This window comes from Mycobacterium sp. NGS16 (assembly GCF_059813225.1).
The window spans coordinates 265,434-284,100 of the sequence record NZ_JCALEE010000003.1 but is presented as its reverse complement, the minus strand read 5'-3'; the positions used below and the strand labels follow the sequence as shown (position 1 = coordinate 284,100).

At 69.4% G+C, this 18,667-nt stretch carries 19 protein-coding genes; 2 read left to right on the top strand and 17 right to left on the bottom strand.

The features are described 5' to 3' along the window. The first annotated feature begins 11 nt into the window (after window positions 1–11). Window positions 12–1,553: a class I adenylate-forming enzyme family protein gene (locus tag AC5Y4Q_RS11110; protein WP_499958965.1), complete on the top strand. Its 1,542-nt coding sequence runs from the start codon at window positions 12–14 to the stop codon at window positions 1,551–1,553. Next, a complete protein-coding gene (locus AC5Y4Q_RS11105) occupies window positions 1,550–1,852 on the top strand; it encodes a hypothetical protein (RefSeq protein ID WP_499958963.1) in 303 nt (100 codons plus the stop codon). The genes AC5Y4Q_RS11110 and AC5Y4Q_RS11105 overlap by 4 nt, the downstream gene beginning before the upstream one ends. Before the next feature lie 18 nt (window positions 1,853–1,870). Here the strand turns inward: AC5Y4Q_RS11105 and AC5Y4Q_RS11100 are convergent, their stop codons facing one another. The 17 genes from AC5Y4Q_RS11100 to AC5Y4Q_RS11020 form a co-directional block, all read right to left on the bottom strand. Next, on the bottom strand, window positions 1,871–2,380 hold the full coding sequence (locus tag AC5Y4Q_RS11100; RefSeq protein WP_064924258.1) for a DoxX family protein: 510 nt from the start codon (window positions 2,378–2,380) through the stop codon (window positions 1,871–1,873). Beyond that, on the bottom strand, window positions 2,377–3,057 hold the full coding sequence (locus AC5Y4Q_RS11095) for a fatty-acid--CoA ligase (protein ID WP_499959057.1): 681 nt from the start codon (window positions 3,055–3,057) through the stop codon (window positions 2,377–2,379). The genes AC5Y4Q_RS11100 and AC5Y4Q_RS11095 overlap by 4 nt, the downstream gene beginning before the upstream one ends. A gap of 28 nt (window positions 3,058–3,085) precedes the next feature. Next, a complete protein-coding gene (locus AC5Y4Q_RS11090; RefSeq protein ID WP_064924298.1) occupies window positions 3,086–3,604 on the bottom strand; it encodes a hypothetical protein in 519 nt (172 codons plus the stop codon). A gap of 14 nt (window positions 3,605–3,618) precedes the next feature. After that, on the bottom strand, window positions 3,619–4,233 hold the full coding sequence (locus AC5Y4Q_RS11085) for a TetR/AcrR family transcriptional regulator (RefSeq protein ID WP_109535783.1): 615 nt from the start codon (window positions 4,231–4,233) through the stop codon (window positions 3,619–3,621). A 161-nt stretch (window positions 4,234–4,394) separates the two neighbouring features. After that, window positions 4,395–5,543, bottom strand: coding sequence for an acyl-CoA dehydrogenase family protein (locus AC5Y4Q_RS11080; RefSeq protein WP_064924259.1), 1,149 nt, complete (start codon window positions 5,541–5,543; stop codon window positions 4,395–4,397). An 11-nt stretch (window positions 5,544–5,554) separates the two neighbouring features. Then, window positions 5,555–6,703, bottom strand: a complete 1,149-nt coding sequence (locus AC5Y4Q_RS11075; protein WP_499958960.1) for a thiolase family protein — start codon at window positions 6,701–6,703, stop codon at window positions 5,555–5,557. A gap of 15 nt (window positions 6,704–6,718) precedes the next feature. Then, window positions 6,719–7,507, bottom strand: a complete 789-nt coding sequence (locus AC5Y4Q_RS11070; RefSeq protein WP_065019081.1) for an enoyl-CoA hydratase/isomerase family protein — start codon at window positions 7,505–7,507, stop codon at window positions 6,719–6,721. Continuing rightward, on the bottom strand, window positions 7,507–8,721 hold the full coding sequence (locus AC5Y4Q_RS11065; protein WP_064924262.1) for a CaiB/BaiF CoA transferase family protein: 1,215 nt from the start codon (window positions 8,719–8,721) through the stop codon (window positions 7,507–7,509). The genes AC5Y4Q_RS11070 and AC5Y4Q_RS11065 overlap by 1 nt, the downstream gene beginning before the upstream one ends. Beyond that, window positions 8,721–9,479, bottom strand: coding sequence for an SDR family NAD(P)-dependent oxidoreductase (locus AC5Y4Q_RS11060; protein ID WP_499958957.1), 759 nt, complete (start codon window positions 9,477–9,479; stop codon window positions 8,721–8,723). Before AC5Y4Q_RS11060 ends, AC5Y4Q_RS11065 begins: the two co-directional genes overlap by 1 nt. Further along, window positions 9,479–10,657 (bottom strand): acyl-CoA dehydrogenase family protein, encoded by a 1,179-nt coding sequence (locus tag AC5Y4Q_RS11055; protein WP_082952790.1) that lies wholly within the window; start codon window positions 10,655–10,657, stop codon window positions 9,479–9,481. The genes AC5Y4Q_RS11060 and AC5Y4Q_RS11055 overlap by 1 nt, the downstream gene beginning before the upstream one ends. Window positions 10,658–10,725: 68 nt before the next feature. Continuing rightward, entirely contained in the window at window positions 10,726–12,432 is a 1,707-nt protein-coding gene (locus tag AC5Y4Q_RS11050; RefSeq protein WP_499958955.1) for a thiamine pyrophosphate-binding protein, read from the bottom strand. A 25-nt stretch (window positions 12,433–12,457) separates the two neighbouring features. Further along, window positions 12,458–13,468, bottom strand: coding sequence for an acyl-CoA dehydrogenase family protein (locus AC5Y4Q_RS11045; protein ID WP_499958953.1), 1,011 nt, complete (start codon window positions 13,466–13,468; stop codon window positions 12,458–12,460). Further along, complete coding sequence (locus AC5Y4Q_RS11040; RefSeq protein ID WP_499958951.1) at window positions 13,465–14,628, bottom strand: acyl-CoA dehydrogenase family protein; 1,164 nt, start codon at window positions 14,626–14,628, stop codon at window positions 13,465–13,467. The genes AC5Y4Q_RS11045 and AC5Y4Q_RS11040 overlap by 4 nt, the downstream gene beginning before the upstream one ends. Beyond that, window positions 14,625–15,407 (bottom strand): enoyl-CoA hydratase/isomerase family protein, encoded by a 783-nt coding sequence (locus AC5Y4Q_RS11035; RefSeq protein WP_499958949.1) that lies wholly within the window; start codon window positions 15,405–15,407, stop codon window positions 14,625–14,627. The genes AC5Y4Q_RS11040 and AC5Y4Q_RS11035 overlap by 4 nt, the downstream gene beginning before the upstream one ends. After that, window positions 15,404–16,321 (bottom strand): acyl-CoA dehydrogenase family protein, encoded by a 918-nt coding sequence (locus AC5Y4Q_RS11030; RefSeq protein WP_499958947.1) that lies wholly within the window; start codon window positions 16,319–16,321, stop codon window positions 15,404–15,406. The genes AC5Y4Q_RS11035 and AC5Y4Q_RS11030 overlap by 4 nt, the downstream gene beginning before the upstream one ends. Beyond that, on the bottom strand, window positions 16,318–17,487 hold the full coding sequence (locus tag AC5Y4Q_RS11025) for an acyl-CoA dehydrogenase family protein (RefSeq protein WP_499958945.1): 1,170 nt from the start codon (window positions 17,485–17,487) through the stop codon (window positions 16,318–16,320). The genes AC5Y4Q_RS11030 and AC5Y4Q_RS11025 overlap by 4 nt, the downstream gene beginning before the upstream one ends. Further along, on the bottom strand, window positions 17,484–18,620 hold the full coding sequence (locus AC5Y4Q_RS11020) for a CaiB/BaiF CoA transferase family protein (RefSeq protein WP_125225175.1): 1,137 nt from the start codon (window positions 18,618–18,620) through the stop codon (window positions 17,484–17,486). Before AC5Y4Q_RS11020 ends, AC5Y4Q_RS11025 begins: the two co-directional genes overlap by 4 nt. Window positions 18,621–18,667: the final 47 nt, after the last annotated feature.

Genomic DNA, 18,667 nt, shown 5'->3' with positions numbered 1-18,667 from the left:
GGAGCCGAGCGGTGAGCATTTCGTTGTTGCTGGAAATGGCGGTGTCCGCCGACCCGGACCGGGTCGCCGTGGTCTCGGAATCGGCCCGCTACACCACCGCGGAGCTCAACGCCCTCGCCGACGCCGGGGCCGGCGCGATCAACGAGACCGGCGCACGCAGTGTGGCCTACGTCGGGATGGGTGGCGACATGCTGCCGCTGCTGCTGTTCTCCGCGGCGCGCGCCGGGCAGCCCTTCGCGCCGCTGAACTACCGGCTCAGCGGGCAGGCGCTGCGAGAGCTGATCGCCCGGCTGCCGCAACCGCTGGTCGTCGTCGACAAGGAGTACCTCGATCTGATCGGGGAGGTCGGCGACCTCGGCGGCGGCGGGATCGCCGTCGCGGTAATGGACTCCGACACCTTCTGCGCGCGGGCCCGCACCACCGCACCCGCGGTGCAATGGCCGGATCCCGATGACGTGGCCGTCGTGCTGTTCACCTCCGGCACCACCTCCGCACCGAAAGCCGTTGAGCTGACCCACAACAACCTGACCAGCTACGTAACCGGCACGGTGGAGTTCGGTTCCGCCGAACCCCAGGACGCCGCGCTGATCTGCGTTCCGCCGTATCACATCGCCGGCGTCGGAGCCGCGCTGAGCAACCTCTACGCCGGCCGCAAATCGGTGTATCTGCGCCGCTTCAGCGCCGCTGAATGGGTCCGGCTGGTCACGACCGAGGCGGTGACCACCGCGACCGTGGTGCCCACCATGCTCGAGCGCATCGTCTCGGAACTGGAAGCCCACCCCACCCCGCTGCCCACCCTGCGCAACCTGGCTTACGGCGGCTCCAAAGTGGCCCTGCCCCTGGTGCGCCGGGCGCTGGACCTGCTGCCCGAGGTCGGCTTCGTCAACGCCTACGGGCTGACCGAGACCAGTTCGACAGTCGCGGTACTCACCCCCGAAGACCACCGCACCGCTTATGAATCCAGCGACGACGACGTCCGCAAGCGGTTGGGCTCGGTCGGGCGGCCGGTGCCCGGTATCGAGGTCGTCATCCGCGACGACGAAGGCCGGCCGGTTGCCGCCGGCGTGCCCGGCGAACTGTTCATCCGGGGCGAGCAGGTCTCGGGCACCTACACCGGCATCGGATCGGTGCTCGACGCCGACGGCTGGTTCCCGACACGTGATCTGGCGGTGCTGGACAGCGCGGGCTACCTGTTCATCGTCGGCCGCTCCGACGACACCATCATCCGCGGCGGCGAGAACATCGCCCCCGCCGAGATCGAAGACGTGCTGGTGGAGCACCCCGAGGTCCGGGAGGTCGCGGTGGTCGGGGCCCCCGATCCGGAGTGGGGTCAGATCATCGTCGCGTGCGTGGTCCCGGCACCGGGTGCGGCGCCGCAACCCGACGCGCTGCGCGAGTATGTTCGGCAACAGCTGCGCGGGTCCCGCACGCCGGACCGGATCGTCTTCCGGCCGGAGCTGCCGACCACCCCGACCGGCAAGGTGCTGCGCCGGGAACTCGTTTCTGAACTGACCGAAGCACTGCAAACCGTCCAAGCCGAAGGGGCGCAATGATCAAGTCCGGTACCCGTCTGAAGAGTCAGGTGTGCGACACCCAGGTCATCGTGGTGAAGACCGCCGACAGCCTCGATGAGCTGCGTGCCGGCGGCGCCCCGATGGTGCCCTTGGAGGACAGCGTGGCCGGCGGCGCGACCCTGGACCCCGCCTTCGCCGGCGGCGCCGTGATGGGCAAGCGCTACGTCGACGACGCCGGCGCCGAGGTGCTGGTCACCAAGGCCGGCGCCGGGACGTTGAGCATCGGCAACGTGCCGATGACCATCAAGGAAGCCAAGCCGCTGCCGGCCAGCGACTGACCGGCAGCGCCGGCCCGCTCAGGCCTGCTCTGGTGCCGGCGGCCGGAAGAACACCACCAGCTGCCCGATTCCGCCGGCCAGGCCGAGCCCGGCCGCGATCAGCAGGCCGGTCCACCCGTCGCACCAGTTCTGCCCGAACAGCAGCTGGTCCAGGCTGAGCGGCCCGGCGCCGAGCATGGCGATGCCGACGGCGACGGTGGCCAGCACCAGGTTGTACTCCCAGCCGCTCTTGACGATGAAGAAGCCGTTGCCGCGGTGCACCGTCCAGGCCGCCACCAACATCAGCGCGACGAAGCCCGCCGCGGGAATCGGCGTGAGCAGACCGGCGGCCAGGCCCAATCCGGCGGCGATCTCGGTGCCGGCGGCCATCCGGGCGTGCAACGTGCCCGGCCGCATCCCGATGCTGTCGAACCAGCGTGCCGTGCCGGGGATCCGGCCCCCGGAGAAGATCTTGTTGTAGCCGTGTGCGGCCATGGTCAGGCCCAGGCAGAGCCGCACGATCAACAGTCCCACGCCGTAAGCGGTCATCGAATGGGTTCTCCTTCTGCTTGATCTTCTTGGTCGTCTTGCTGATCCGTCACGCGCATCACGTGCTGGAGCCGGCCGACGAAGACCGGCGGATAGACGCCGACGCCGGCCCGGGTGATCCATTCGGCGGCGAATTCGGGTTGGCTGATCCACCGCGCGGCGCCGAACTCGTCCACCTCTTCGGAGGCCTCCTGCAGCATGAACACCTCACGGGGATTGTCAAAAGCCTGGAATATCAGGATCTTACGGATGCCTGCCGCGGTGAAATCTCTGGCGGTGGCATGGACGTGCGCGATCAGCGTCCCGGCGTCGACGACTTCGGCCACCGCCGCGACTACTACGCCCGGCGGTTCGGCGAGGCTCGCCGGCTCGGCCAGGTCGATCCGCTCCGCCAGCGCACCGGCGAAGACGGCCGGGATGTCGCTGACACCGACGGCGTCGAACCAGCCCATGAACGCCTCGTCGCGCAGCAGGTCGACCACCGGCTGCGCGGCGCGGATCGCCATCACCGCCAGCACCCGGCCGGGATCGACAGACGAGGTGTAGATCAGGACGTGGCGCGCACCCAGGTGAGCCAGGCTGTCGCGGTGACGTTGCAACAGCGGCCAAACCCGGGCCGGATCCGGAACCCGGTAGTCCGTCACCAACACCAGGGAGCGCGACTGCGGCTCCGACACGTTCACGGTCAACGCGCGATAGCGCCCGTCAGCTGGCGGGGCTCAGGTCCGCAGCGACTGAGGTACATGCCGCCGGACCGCAGCGGAACGTCTCAATCTGGGCCGTTCCCGAACCGGTGGCCGCCGGGTCGACACCGGCCGCCCGCAACGCCTGGGCCTTGAAGGCGCGAGCCGCCGCGCTGAGCCGGTGCTGTCGGGTGTCGACGTCGCGATGCAGTTCGGCGGGCACCGCTCCCCACAGCGTCACCTCGGTGCTGCTGTGCTCCAGCGCGTCGAGCACGCCCTGGCGCACTTGGGCGTGGCCGTCGAACATCTCGGCGCAGACAGCGATCGTCTGGGGGTGCGGCCACTGCTCCCACTGCTTGAGCACCGACGCCAGGTCCAACACCTGGGCCCCGAGGATCTGCAAGGGCCGGATGTCCTCCCGGTCGTCGAGGATCATCACGGTGACGTCCCACCCGGCCGTCGCGCGGTCGTAGAGCCAGCCGCCGGCGGCGGTCACCACGTCCAGCACGCCGCGGCCGACCACGTCGAACCGGTAGCGCATGTCCGGATCGCTGCTCACGGCTGCCCGTCCTTTACCGGCGGAGCGAAGTCGCGGGCCAGTGTTTCCGTGTACGCCGTGAACACCTCGTTCAGAGGTATTGAGGGGTCCAGAAGCCATGACATCTCCATTCCGTTGATAAAGGCGAGAATCTCGGCGGCCTTGATGCCCGCGTCGAAGTCGGTGCGGTAGCGGCCGGCGTCCTGGCCACGCCGGATCAGGTCGGCGACGATGTCCACCGCGGCGCGGTAGCGCTTGAGCATCCGGTCGTGCAGCGGCGCCTCGGGCAGGACGTTCTCGGCGAGCAGCACGGTGAACGTTCCGACCAGTTCGGGTGCGCGGGCGAACCGCTCGGCCACCCGCTGGATCTCCTCGATGAGGTCGCCGCTTCGGTCGGCGTGGGTGTCGTCGTCGGCGTCGCGGGCGTCGAGCACCGCGTGCAGCAGCTGTTCCTTGGAGGAGAAGTGGTGCAGCAGGCCCGCCGCACTGACACCGGCGTTGCGGGCGATCTGCGCCAGGGAGGTGTTGCGCCAGCCGTTGCGCGCCAGCAGCCGTTCGGCGGCCAGCAGGATGCGCTGCCGGCGGTCCTCGCCTTTGGCGAGCAGTGTGGCGTACGGCCGTGGTGAGGTCACCGGGCTCCTTCGATCAACCAACCAAGTGAACACACAGTAGGTTGGTTAGGGCAGTTGTGACAAGGGTCTCATCAAAGAATCTTTTTTGCCGACCTCACGCCCAGCGTGAAGTTGCGTTCACTCTCGCCGTCGAACGTGAAGCCACCTTCACGCTCGGCGGCCTATAACCCCAGCGACTTGGCGATGATCATCTTCATCACCTCGCTGGTCCCGGCATAAATCCGGGCCACCCGGGCATCGGTGTACAGCCGCGCGATCGGGTACTCCATCATGTAGCCGTAGCCGCCGAACAACTGCAGGCACCGGTCGATCACCCGGGCCTGCATCTCGGTGCAGAACAGCTTCACCCGCGCGGCATCGGCCGCCGACAGCTCGCCCTCGACGTGTTCGGCGACCGCCCGGTCCAGCATGCACTGGGCGGCCTCGATCTCGGTGGAGACCGCGGCCAGCTCGAACTTGGTGTTCTGGAACGACGCCACCGGTGACCCGAACACATTGCGGTTCTTGACGTAGTCGATGGTGGCGGCCAGCGCCGAGCGGGACTGGGCGACCGACCCCACGGCGACGGTGAGCCGTTCCTGCGCCAGGTTGTGGCCGAGATAGCTGAACGCCTCGCCCTCCTCGCCCAGCCGGTTGGCCACCGGCACCCGGACGTCGGCGAAGGACAACTCGGCGGTGTCCTGCACCTTGCAGCCCATCTTGTCCAGCTCGCGGCCGCGGGTGAACCCGGGCATCCCGTCCTCGACCACCAGCAGCGTCAGCCCGCGGCGACGGTTGTCGGGGTCGGTGGAGGTGCGCGCCACCACGATCACCAGGTCGGCCTGGATGCCGCCGGTGATGAACGTCTTCGCGCCGTTGAGGACGTAGTCCTCGCCGTCTCGGACCGCGGTGGTGCGCATCCCGGCCAGATCCGATCCGGTGCCGGGTTCGGTCATCGCGATCGCCGTCAGCAGCCTGCCGGCCGCCAGCCCGGGGAACCAACGTGCCCGCTGCTCGTCGTTGGCGTAGTGCAGGAAGTACGGCAGGATCACCTCGAGCTGGGTGCGCACCGTGGAGAGCGTGACCAGAGCGCGCGCCGCCTCCTCCTGCAGCACCACGTTGTAGCGGTAATCGTCGATGCCCGCGCCGCCGTACTGCTCGGGGATCGCCATGCCCAGCATCCCCAGCGAGCCCAGGTGCTCGAAGACCGCGCGCGGCATCCGGCCGGCCTTCTCCCACTGCGGATACTCGGGCACCACGTGCTTTTCGACGAAGTCGCGGGCCAGCGCGCGGAACGCCTCGTGATCTTCGGTGAACAGCGTGCGCTGCATGAGTGTCTCCCCTACCCGACCAGCTCGACGATGGTGGCGTTGGCGGTTCCGCCGCCTTCGCACATCGTCTGCAATCCGTAGCGAATACCGTTGTCGCGCATGTGATGAATCATCCGGGTCATCAGCACCGCACCGGACGCACCGAGTGGGTGGCCCAGGGCGATCGCCCCGCCGACCGGGTTGAGCCGCTTCTCATCGGCACCGGTCTCGGCCAACCAGGCCAGCGGCACCGGCGCGAACGCCTCGTTGACCTCGAACACGCCGACCTCGTCCAGGCGCAGCCCGGCCCGCTTCAACACCTTCTCGGTGGCGGGGATGGGCCCGGTGAGCATCAGCACCGGATCGGCTCCGGTCACCGCGCCGGCGACGTAGCGCACCAGCGGCGTCAGTCCGCGTCGGGCGGCCTCGTCTTCGCTCATCACCAACAGCGCTGCGGCGCCGTCGGAGATCTGCGAGGAGTTCCCGGCGTGGATGACACCGTCGTCGGCGAATGCCGGCTTGAGCCCGGCCAGCCGCTCGACGGTGCTGCCCGGCCGCACCCCTTCGTCGGTGTCGACGACGGTGCCGTCGCCGGTGGTCACCGCCATGATCTGTTCGCCGAACATGCCGCTGCCGCGGGCGGCCGCCGCACGCTGATGCGACTGCACCGAGTACTCATCCAGGCGTGCGCGGCCGAAACCCCAACGCTGCGCGATCATCTCCGCCGACAGGCCCTGGTTGAACGCGAAACCGTCATAGCGGGCAAGCGCTTTGGGCCCGTAGGGCTCCCCGGTGGCCCGGGCTGCCCCCAACGGCACCCGGCTCATCACCTCGACGCCGCCGGCGACGACGACATCTTGCTGCCCTGACATCACCGCCTGCACCGCGAAGTCCAGCGCCTGCTGGCTGGAGCCGCACGCCCGGTTGACCGTGGTGCCCGGGATGTGCTCAGGCCAACCCGCGGCCAGCACCGCGTAGCGCCCGATGTTGGAGGACTGGTCACCGACCTGCGACACACACCCCCACACCACGTCGTCGACAGCCTTGGGATCCACACCGGTGCGGCCCATCAGTTCGTTGAGCACCAGCGCGGACAGGTCCGCGGCGTGCATTTCGGCCAGGCCTCCGTTGCGCTTGCCGACTGGGGTGCGTACCGCCCCGACGATCACCGTTGATCGCATCTGAACTACTCCGATCTACTTCGGCGGCCATCCGCCGGTGAAGCGCGGGCTGCGCTTCTCGGCGAAGGCCGCATAGGCTTCCGCGGCGTCGGTGCCCGCGAAATTGACTATCTGGGCGCGTGTTTCGTTGATCAGGGCGGCCGACAGGGTGGTATCGGCCCCTTGGTTGAGCAGCGCCTTGGTCTGCGCCAGCGCGCGCGGCGGGCCGGCCGCCAGCTGATCGGCGAGATCGTCGACGAAGTCGTCGATCTCGTCGGCGCCCACCACCCACGTCACGAGGTTCAACGCTTGGGCTTCGGTGGCATCGATGGTCTCGGCCAGCAGCGCCAGCCGCTTGGCCTGCTGCAGCCCGACGATCTTGGGCAGCAGCCACGACCCGCCGAGATCGATCGACAGTCCCCGTTTGGAGAAGATCTGGCAGAACCTCGATTCCGGCGTCGCGACCACCAGATCGCAGCCCAGGGCCAGATTCCAGCCGGCCCCCACCGCTACGCCGGTCACTTTCGCGATGGTGGGAATCGACAGCTCGTGCAGGGCCAGCGCGACGTCGGTGAGTCGTTGCAGCTTGCGCACCGGGTGGGTGTCATCACCGGTGCCGATGTCCGCGCCCGAGCAGAAGGCACCGCCGGCGCCGGTGATGACCAGGGTCCGTAGATCGCGGTCGTCGGCGGCGTCGCGCAGCGCGTCGCGCAGTTCCCGCCACAGCTGCGGGTTGATCGCGTTCTTGCGGGCGGGCCGGTTCAAGGTCAGCGTGCGCACGCCGTCGCGGTCGGTGCGCAGCAGGACGGAATCGTCGGCGGCCATCAGCTGCCAGCCTGCCCGATCGCCCCCTGTCCGCGCAGCGCGACGATCTCGGCGGCGGTGAAACCCAGCTCGCCCAGCACCGCGTCGGTGTGTTCACCCAGGCCCGGCACCGCCCCCATCGGCGGGTCGTAGCCGGCGATCACCGGCGGCGGCAGCAACGACGGGATCGGCCCGGCCGGCGTGTCGATCTGCCGCCACCGCGCGCGCTCGGCGAGCTGCGGATGCGCCAGCACGTCGCTGGGGGTGTTGTAGCGGGCGTTACCGATTCCGGCGGCATCGGCTGCGTCCTGGATCTTGGCCAGGTCGTGGCGGGCGCACCAGTCGCCAATCGCCTCGTCCAGGATCGGCCGGTGCGCGACCCGGTCGGCGTTTCCGGCGAACCGCGGGTCGTCAGCCAGGTCGTCGCGGCCCAGCAGTTCGCGGGCCAGCCGCTGCCACTCCCGATCGTTGGTGGTGCCGAGCACCACGGTCTGCCCGTCGGCGGTCGGGTAGGCCCCGTAGGGGGCCACGGCCGGTGAGCTCATGCCGAGCGGCTGCTGGTCGATCCCGGCGTGCCGGGCGTAGGTCAGGTGATAGCCCATCATCTCGGCCATGGTGTCGAACAGGCTCACGGTGACCGACGGCGCCGGCGCGCTGCGATCGCGGCCGACCAGCAGCGCCATGATCGACAGCGCCGAGTACAGGCCGCTGGTCACGTCGGCCACCGGCGGCCCCGGTTTGGCCGGAGCACCCGGGTGGCCGGTCACCGAGCACACCCCGGACTCGGCCTGCACCAGCAGGTCGTAGGCGCGCTTGTGCGACAGCGGGCCCCCGCTGCCGTACCCGTCGATCTCGACGGCGATGACGTTCGGGTGCCGGCTTGCCATGTCTTCGGCGGACAGGCCCAGCCGGGCGGTGGCACCGGGCGCGAGGTTGGACACCAGCACATCGGCGCGGTCCAGCAGCCGGTGCAGAATATCGCGTCCCGCAGCGCTTTTCAGGTCCAGGGTGACCGATTCCTTGCCCCGGTTGACCCAGACGAAGTGTGCGGCCTGGCCTCCAGGACCACAGACGACGTCGTCGTAGTAGCGTGCGAAGTCGCCGCCATCGGGGTTCTCCACCTTGATGACGCGGGCTCCGAAGTCGGCCAGCGCGCGGGTGCACATCGGTGCCGATACCGCTTGTTCGAGGGCCACCACGGTGACACCCGCCAGCGGGGCTGATTGTTGAGGCATCACATCACCATGCCACCGTCCACCGGCAAGACCTGCCCGGTGACGTAGGAGGCGGCGTCGGAGGCCATGAAGACGAATGCGCCGGCGACCTCGCTCGGCTCGGCCCAGCGCTTCATCGGGATGCGGTTCATCATGTTGGCCGCGAACTTCTCATTGGTGCGGATGGTCTCGGTCATCGGGGTGGCGGCCAGCGGTGCCAGGGCGTTGACGCAGATCCGCTTGGCGGCCAGCTCGCGGGCCAGCGACTTGGTGAAGCCGATCAGGGCGGCCTTGGCCGCCGAGTAGTTGACCTGCCCGAGGGTGCCGGTCAGGCCCGCCGCTGACGTCACGTTGACGATGCGCCCGGTGCCGTCGGTCGGAACATACGGCAGCACCGCCTGGGTGCAATTCAAGGCGCCGACGGTGTGCACGTCGAGTAGCAGGCGCATCGACTCGGCGCTGGTCTTCTCGAACATCGCCGGGCGGGTCACCCCGGCGTTGTTGATCAGGATGTGGATCTTGCCATCGGCCAGCTCAGCGGCCTTGGCTGCGGCAGCATCGGCGGAGGCCCGATCGGCCACATCGAGCACCGTCGGCTCCGCCCGGCCGCCGGATGCCGAAATCCGCTCGGCCACTTGCGCGGCGGCGTCACCGTCGATGTCGGTGACCAGCACTGCGGCCCCGGCCTGCGCCAGTGCGGCAGCCACCGCCGACCCGATGCCGCCGGCCGCCCCGGTCACCACCGCGGCGCGCCCGGACAGGTCGAAATAGCCGGCCATCAGTAACTCCTCGGCAGTCCGAGCACGTGCGAGCCCAGGAAGTTCAGGATCATCTCCTGGCTGACCGGGGCGATCTTCATCAGCCGGGACTCCCGGAAGAACCGGGAGATGTTGTACTCCTCCGAGTAGCCCATGCCGCCGTGGGTCTGCAGCGCCCGGTCGGCGGCCGCGAAACCGGCGTCGGCACAAAGGTATTTGGCCATGTTGGCCTCACGGCCGCAGGACTTGCCGTTGTCGTAGAGCCAGGTGGCCTTGCGCAGGATCAACTCGGCGGCGTCCAGCCGGGCCAGCGAGTCGGCGAGTGGGAACTGGATGCCCTGGTTCATGCCGATCGGTCGGTCGAACACCACGCGTTCGTTGGCGTACTTGACCGCACGGTCCAGCGCGACCCGGCCGATGCCGAGGGCCTCGGCGGCGATCAGCATGCGCTCCGGGTTGAGCCCGTGCAGGATGTAGGAGAAGCCCTTGCCCTCTTCACCGATCCGGTGCTCGGCCGGGATGCGCAGGTCGTCGATGAACACCTCGTTGGAGGACACCGCGTTGCGGCCCATTTTGGTGATCGGCCGGATGTCGACGTGGTCGCGGTCGATGTCGGTGAGGAACAGGGTGAGACCGTCGGTGGGTTTGGCCGTATCGTCGCGGGGGGTGGTGCGGGTCAGCAGCAGGATCTTCTCGGACTCAAGGGCTTTGGAGATCCAGACCTTGCGGCCGTTGACCACATAGTCGCTGCCGTCGCGCTTGGCGAAGGTGGTGATACGCGACGTGTCGAGGCCGGCGGTCGGTTCGGTGACGCCGAAGCACACGTGCAGGTCGCCACTGACGATGCGGGGCAGGGTTTCGGCCTTCATCTCGTCCGAGCCGAAGACCACGACCGGCTGCATGCCGAAGATCGACATGTGGATCGAGCTGGCGGCGTTCATCCCGCCGCCCGATCGCGCCACTTCCTCGGCCAGGATGGTGGCCTCGGTGATGCCCAGACCGTGGCCGCCGTACTCCTCGGGGATGGTCATGCCCAGCCAGCCGCCGCCGGCGATGGCGTCGTAGAACTCCCGCGGGAATTCGTGCGCCTGGTCCTTGGTCATCCAGTAGTGGTCGTCGAACTTCGCCGCCAGTTCGGCAACCGACTGCCGGATCAGCTGCTGGTCCTCGGTCAGCTCGAAGCTCATTCCGCCGGACATGGTCTCCTCCAGCCCATCAGCACCCCTTGTGGACGTTCATTAGCCGGAAACGAGAATAGCATTCTCGTCTATTGGGTCCCCTCGGCGTACCAGGTGCGGAACTCGGCGTAGTTGGGCATCTCTTCGGAGTTGGCCTTGGGGTCGATGCACACATGGATCACCGCGGTGCCGCCGGCGGCGTAGGCGCGTTTGATCGCCGGCCCGATCTCCGCCTCGTCCTGCACGTACTCCCCGTGGCAGCCCATGCCTTCGGCGATCTTGTCGAACCGAACGTCCTTGCTCCAGTGCACCCCGGGCTGCGGTGACGGCTGCTCGAAGGTCCGTTTGTAGACCCCGACCTCCAGACCCCACTGGTGATCGACCCCGACCACGCAGACCAGCGGCAGCCCCAACCGGGCCGCGGTCTCCAGCTCGGCGATGTGGAACAGGAACGCCGAGTCGCTGGTCAGCAGCATCACCGGCCGTTTGCCGCCCTCGGCCACCGAGGCGCCTACGGCATAGGGCAGCCCGGTGCCCAGATGGCCGAAGTTCTGGTTCCACAGCACGTCGTGCGGCTTGGCCTGCGAATAGGTCCACTGGAAGATCACGGTGGCGCCGCCGTCGCGGACCATGATGCCGTCGGCGGGAAAGGCTTTGGTGGCCTCGACCACGAAGCGCGCCGGATGTACCGGGGTACGACCGGCCGGCGCGGTCTCGGCCAGCTCGGCCAACTGCTCGGCGTCCCGGCGGATCCAGCGGTCCAGCTCGGCCGACGCCGTGCGCGGGGTGTCTCGCAGTGCGGCAACCAGTTGCGGGACGATGCCGCGCAGGTCGCCCACCAGTGGCACGTCGATCGGCCGGTTCACCCCGATCGCCAGCGGGTCCTGCTCGACGTAGATCCACTTGCGGTCGGCGTTGCGCTGCGCCCAGTGCCGGGTGGTGCCGTAGTGCACCGGCTCGCCCAGCTCGGTGCCCAGGGCCACGCAGACGTCCGAGGCCGCCACCGCCTCGACCGCCGATTGCGAGAAGCCATAGGGGAAGGTGCGCTCTTCCAGGCCAGGGATGAACGCGGTACCGCCGGAGGTCTGGATCACCGGGCAGGCCATCAGCTCCGCGAGCTCGGCGACCGCCGCCCCGCTACGCGAAGTGTGCACACCGTGGCCCACCAGCAGGATCGGACTGGCCGCGGCCCGGATGATCTCGACGGCTTGGGCGAGCTCGGCCGCGCCGGCCCGCTGGTTCACCAGTCGGTAGCGGTGCGGCTCCGGCGGACCGGCGACGTCGAGCTCTTCGAGGATCACGTGCGACGGGTACTCGATGTAGGACGGTCCCGGGGTGCCGGACATGGCCCGGCGGATGGCCTCGTGCACGATCTCATCGGTCTGGTCGGCGTACTCGATCGACGCGCTGTACTTCACCGACGGCGCGAAAAGCTCCTCCTGCCGGACGAATTGGATACGCCCGCGCCGCACCCGCCGCTCGGTGATGCGGGCCCGCTGCCCGCCCAGGAACACCACCGGGGAGTTCTCCACCTTCGCGCACATCATCGCGCCGGCGATGTTGGCCACCCCCGGCCCCAGGGTGCCGATGCACAGGCCCGGCCGGCCGGTCATCCGTGACGCGGCCTCTGCCATGAATCCGGCACTCTCCTCGTGGTGTGGGGCCACCACCGACCAGCCGCGCTGTTCGGCTTCGACGAACATGTGCACGAAGTTGGGGTCGGGGATGCCGAACAGCGTGTCGACGCCCTCGGCTTCGAACAATTCCAGGATCCGGCGGTAAACGGGTACACCCACTTCTCGAAACTCCTTGCTTCGCTTGTCAATACCGTTGCGCGAGACGTTGGCGGTGCGCGGCCGGTGACCCGAACAACGACCGGTTGAACACCGCGCGTTTCAAATAGACGTGGATGCCGCTCTCCCACGTGTAGCCGATGCCGCCGTGCAGCTGCATGGCCTTGCCGGCCACCTCGACGGCCGCACCGCAGGTGTAGGACTTCGCCATCGCGACCGCGGCATCGGCCTCAGCGTCGTCGTGCACCAGGGCCGCTACGGCCTCGCGTACCAGGGCGCGAGCCACCGACGCTTTCACCTGCATATCGGCGCAGGCATGCTTGACGGCCTGGAAGGATCCGATCGGGCGGCCGAACTGCTCCCGGGTCTGCGCATACGACACCGTGGCGGCGAGCATGGCCTCGGCCAAGCCGAGGCTGTCGCAGGCCACCGCGAGCGCGGCCCGGTCGCGCACTCGGTGCGCCCCGCGATCCTCGGCGAACCGCAGCGGTTCGGGGACCTCGATCCCGTCGGCGGCCACGGTGGCCACCGCACGCGTCTCGTCGAGCACCGGTTGCGGTGTGACGGTGAGACCGTCGGTGGCCACCGCGACCTCGGCGCCGGTGTGATCGGTGGCCAGCACCAGCAGTCGGTCGGCGCCATCGGCATCGGGCACGAACGCGGCATGACCGGCCAGCCGCCGGTCGCCGGAGACCGTGAAGCCGGGGTCGAGCACCGCGGCCACCCGGACCCGTCCGGCCGCGATGCCGGACAACAGGTCATTGCGGACCGCGCTGTCCTGCAACGTGTTCAGCACACCGACGGCCAGTACGGCGCTGCCAAGGTAGTGCGTCGCCGCGGCGGCCCGGCCCAGTTCTTCGCAGATCAGCGCAGTTTCGGCGAAGGTCGCACCGGCGCCGCCGAGCCCGTCGGCGACCTCCAGCCCGGCCCAGCCGACGCCGGCCAACCCGGACCAGTCGGCCACCCGGCCCCGGGCCAGCACGTCGGCGGCGACCGCCCGCAGCTCGCCGTGCAGTTCGGCGAGATCCGTTGTCCTCATGGCGCGCTCGGTTCTCGTGGCAGTCCCAGACCGCGTTCTCCGATGATGGTGCGCTGGATCTCGCTGGAGCCGCCGGGAATCGTCCACTCCCAGGAGCCGATGAAGTCCAGCACCCACGAACCCGACTCCCAGCCGCTGGACAGCGGTTTGGCCAGGGCGGTATGTGCGTCCAACCCAGCGATCTCGGCGCCGAAATCGGTGAGCCGCTGCAGCAGTTCGCTGTAGAACAGCTTCACGATCGAGGCGTCGCCCGGTCCGGCTGTGCCGGCCTCGACGTCGCGTACCAGCTGCCGGCACATCGCGCGCAGGCCGCTGATCTCGGTTTCCAGCTGCGCCAACCGATCCGCCACCACCGGGTCGTCGGTGGGAGCGGCCTGCACCAGCCAGCGGAAGCCCGCGCAGCCCAGCCGCTCGGCCAGCTCGAGCATGGTCATGCCGCGTTCGGCGCCCAGTGTCGCCTGCGCCACCTGCCAGCCGGCGTTCTCTTCCCCGATCAGGTTTGCCGCCGGGATCACCACGTCGTCCAGGAAGATCTCGCAGAAGTGCTGGTCGCCCACGGCGTTGCGGATCGGCCGCACCTGCACTCCGGGGCTGGCCATGTCCAGCAGAAAGTAGGAGATGCCCTTGCGCTTGGGGGCGTCCGGGTCGGTGCGGGCTAGCAGCAGGCACCACTGGGCGTAGCTCGCGCCGCTGGCCCACAGCTTCTGGCCGTTGACCACATAGTCGTCGCCCAGTCGGCGCGCCGAGGTGCGCAGCGACGCCAGATCCGAGCCGGCCTCGGGTTCGGAGAAGCCCTGGCACCAGATCTCGCCGTCCAGAATCGCCGGCAGGTGCCGGCGGCGCTGCTCCTCGGTGCCGGCGGCCAGCAGGGTCGCCGCCGCGTGGTGGATGCCGACGAACGCCAGCACCAGCCGCGGCGCGTCGTGGGCGGCCAGCTCCTGATACAGCACGGCCTGATCGGCTACCGACATGCCGCCGCCCCACGCGTGCGGCCAGTGCGGAACCGCGAACCCCGCGCCGTGCAGGGTGGCGAACCAGCTGCGCTGGAAATCGACGAAATCCCGTTCCCCGATCCCGGTTTGGGTGCGGCGCCAGTCGGCCGGGATGTTGTCGGCGCACCACTGACGCACGTGCGCACGGAAGTCGGCTGAGCGTGTCATCGCCCGCCCGCCCGCTTCTGGAACGCCAGCAGGCGCTCCCGGTGCTCGGGTGTCTTCATGGTGGCGACCTCGGCGGCGAACCCGGCCTGCAGCGGCCCGCCCAGCACCTGCGACAGGTACATGTTGACCACCCGCTTGGTGCCCTGCAGCGCCTCGGGCGGCTGGGCGGCCAGCCGCTCGGCCAACTGGTGGGCTTGCGGCAGCAGCTGTTCGGACGTGACCCGGCGGCTGGCCAGTCCGAGTTCGACGGCGGTGGCGGCGTCGATCCGGTCACCGGTGTAGAGGTACTCCCGCGACCGCAGGATCGGGGTGAGCAGCGGCCACAGCGCGGCGCCGCCGTCCCCGGCCACCAGTCCGACCGCGACGTGCGGGTCGGCGAAATACGCGGTCTCGGACAGCAATACGATGTCGCAGAGCAGCGCCACACTGCAGCCCAGCCCGACCGCGGGGCCGTTGACGGCGGCGATGATCGGCAGCGGGAACCGCAGCATCTCCTCCACGATCTGAGCGCCTTCGCGGATGCTCTCGTCCCGGGCGGTTTCGTCGTCAAGGAACGTGGTGATCCAGTTCAGGTCGCCGCCGGCCGAGAACGCCCGCCCGGCGCCGGTGAGCACCACCACCCGGGTCTGCTTGTCGGCGGCCAGCTGGCGCCACACGTTGGCCAGCCCCCAATGCAAGTCGGCGTTGACGCTGTTGAGTTCGGCCGGCCGGTTGATCGTCACGGTGCGCACCGGCCCGTCGCCGGTCACCGTGATCTCCTGGGGCAGGTCGTACGTCATGTGTAAAGTCCCGCCAATCCGGCGCGGCCGGTGCGACGGACCAGCCGGTCACGGGTGGCTGAGAGTCCCCACGGCAGCCGACGCAGCGGCTGGCTGTAGCGCGACAGCCAGGACAGCGCCGTCTCGTCGCAGAACCCGACGGCACCGTGCAGCTGATGACACACCCGGAACACCACGTCGGCGGCTTCCAGCGCCGCCGAACGCAGCGCCAGGGCATCGTCCACCGCCTCGCCGCGCCCGGTCGCGATGCTCCACAGTGCATACTTGGCCAGCATCTCCAGCCCACTGCGCTCCACCTCGGCGTCGGTCAGCTGGAACTGCACACCCTGGAACTTGGCCAGCTGCTGACCGAATTGGTGACGTAGCTGCACGTGGGCGATCGTCAGATCCACGGCCCGATCCAGCATCCCCAGCAGCGTCCAGCATCCCAGCGCCAGCGCCAGCGCCACGTCGTCGGCGCCGTCGCGGTCGACCTCGGTCAGCGTCAGCTCGGCCACCAGAGCCGGCCCGGCCGCGGACTGTGCCGTCACCGTGCTGCGCGCCCCGGCCAGGGTCACGGTCGCCCAGCGCTTCGACAGGCCGGCCACCGCACCGGCCGGGGCATGCTCGGCGACCACGATCAGCCCGTCGGCGTCGAGATCGGCAGGCGCGGAGAGGCATTCGGCCAGTGGATAGGGCACCGCCCAGTAGCCGGCGCTGCGGCATAGCGCGGCGGCGGCTTCCAGTTCGTCGGCATCGGCACGGGGCTTGAGGTCGAAAGCACCGAGCCCGTGCAGGATCGGCCCCACCAGTTGTTCGCGCCCGGCCGGGTCGGCGTCGGCGCGCACCGCCAACGCGTCACCGCCGGCGGCTTCGAACGCCCGCAGTGCCGCCCGCCCGTATTCGTGCGCGTCGGCGCCGAGTTCGAGGTTCATCGCGGCGCCGCCAGCAGGGCACGGGAGAGCAGGATGCGCTGCATCTCAATGCTTCCGGAGGAGACGGTGGCGGCCTGCGAATAACGCCAGTGATCTTCGACCTCGGCACGGAACCACTGCGCCTGCGGCTCGGCCGGCGCTTCGGCGGCGATCTCCATCAGCACCTCCGCGCTCTCCTGGTCCAGGCGGGTGACCGCGATCCGGTAGGCGGCGCCGTCGCCGGGCGCTATCTGCCCACTGGCCTGCAGCGACACCACCCGGTAGGCCATCAGCCGGGCGCGCCGGCAGTGGGTGAGCATGCGCACCCAGCGGGCCGCCAGTTCGGCCGGCAGTGTCTCCCAACGCTCGCCGAGCGCATGCGGGGCGGCGGCCAGCAGTCGTTCGCAGCGCGCATACCGCGCGATGCCCACCCGCTCATACGACATCACGTCGGCCACGATCGACCAGCCCGCATCGACGTCGCCGAGCACATCGGCGTCGGTGACGCGCAAGTCGTCGAAGAACACCTCGTTGAGATGGTGCGGGCCCATCATGGTGCGGATCGGCCGCACCGTGATCGCCGGGTTGTCCATCGGGACCAGAAAGACGCTCAGGCCCTGTTGTTTTCGTTCAACCTTGCCCTCCCCCATCCGGGTGGTGCGGGCCAACAGGAAGCACCACTGCGCCATGGTGGCATACGACGTCCAGATCTTCTGGCCGTTGATCACCCACCCGCCGCCCTCACGACGGGCGTGGGTGCGCAGCGACGCCAGGTCCGAGCCCGCTTCGGGTTCGGAGAACCCCTGACACCAGATCACCTCCCCGGCCGCGATCGTTGGCAGGTGCCGGCGCTGCTGTTCCGGGGTGCCGTGGCGCATGATGATCGGCCCGACCCAGTTCACCCCCATGTACTGCGCGCCGCGCGGTTCGTGGTGCGCCCACATCTCCTCGCGCACCACGGTCTGCTCCCACACCGAGGCGTCCGCCCCGCCGAACTCCGTTGGCCAGGACAGGCACAGTAGTCCACGCTCGGCCAGCAGGCGGCAGAACCGTTGTGCGGCAGCCAGGTCGGCGGGATCGTCGGTGAACGCGCCCGGAAACCGCTCCGGTAGCTCCTGGCTGATCAGTTCGCGCAGCTGCCCCCTCAGCTCACCGGCCCGGACGCCCATGTCGAAGTCCAGCGTCATGAGGCGCCCTGCTCCAAGCCGAGTTCGGCGAGCACCGCTGCGGTGTGCGCCCCCAGCTCCGGCGCCGGGCCGGCGACCCGGCCCGGGGTGCGCGACAGCCAGGTGGGCACGCCGGGGAACCGCACGGCGCCGTACGGGGTGTCCACCGTCTCGAACAGACCGACCGCGTTGAGGTGGGGGTCGTCGAAGAGGGCACCCGGAGTGTTCAGCGGGGCGGCCGGGATCTCCAACTCGCGCAACAGCTTCAGCCACTCGGCAGTGGTGCGTTCCTTCATCGTCTCGGCCACCAGGCCGTAGACGGTGTCGATCCGCTGCGCCCGCTGCGCCAGCGTGGCGTACTGCTGCGAAGCCCACGGCGGCTGCACCGCGTCGATGAAGGCGTTCCAGTGTTTGTCGTTGTAGATCAATGCGGCGATCTGCCCGTCGCTGGTGTCGTAGGGCCGCCGGTTGGGCGCCACCGTGCGGGGGTAGACGGCCGGGCCCAGCGGCGGGTCGAACATCGCGCCGTTGGCGTGTTCGACGAGCATGAACGAGGCCATGGTCTCGAACATCGCGACCTCGACCTCCTGGCCCTGCCCGGTGCGCTCCCGGTGGAACAGCGCCATCATCGTGGCGTACAGGGCCGTGAGCCCGGCAATCTTGTCGGCCATGATGGTGCCCACGTAGTCCGCGCGCCCGGTGAGCTGCTGCTGCACGGCGGGCAGCCCGCATTCGGCCTGAATGGTGTCGTCATAGGCCGGGCGGTCGGCGTCCGGGCCGCGCCGGCCGTAGCCGTAACAGTTGGTGTAGACGATCCCGGGCTTGATGGCGGCCACCGCCTGATAGTCGAGCCCGAGTTTGGCGATCGCCTTGGCCCGCATGGAGTGGATGAACACGTCGGCGCCTGTGATCAGCGCGGTCATCGCCACCTTGCCCTCGTCGGTGCGCAGATCCAGCACGATGCCGCGCTTGCCCCGGTTGACGTTGACGAACACCCCACTCATGTCCGGTGCGGGGCCGGCGGAGATGTAGCGGGTGGCGTCACCCTCGGGCGGCTCGACTTTGATGACGTCGGCCCCCATGTCGGCCATGATCTGCGTGCAGTACGGGCCCATCACCATCGTCGTCAGATCGATGACCCGCACCCCGCGCAGCGGACCACCCGCCGAGGCCTCCCCAGCGCCATCCGCCATCAATTGTT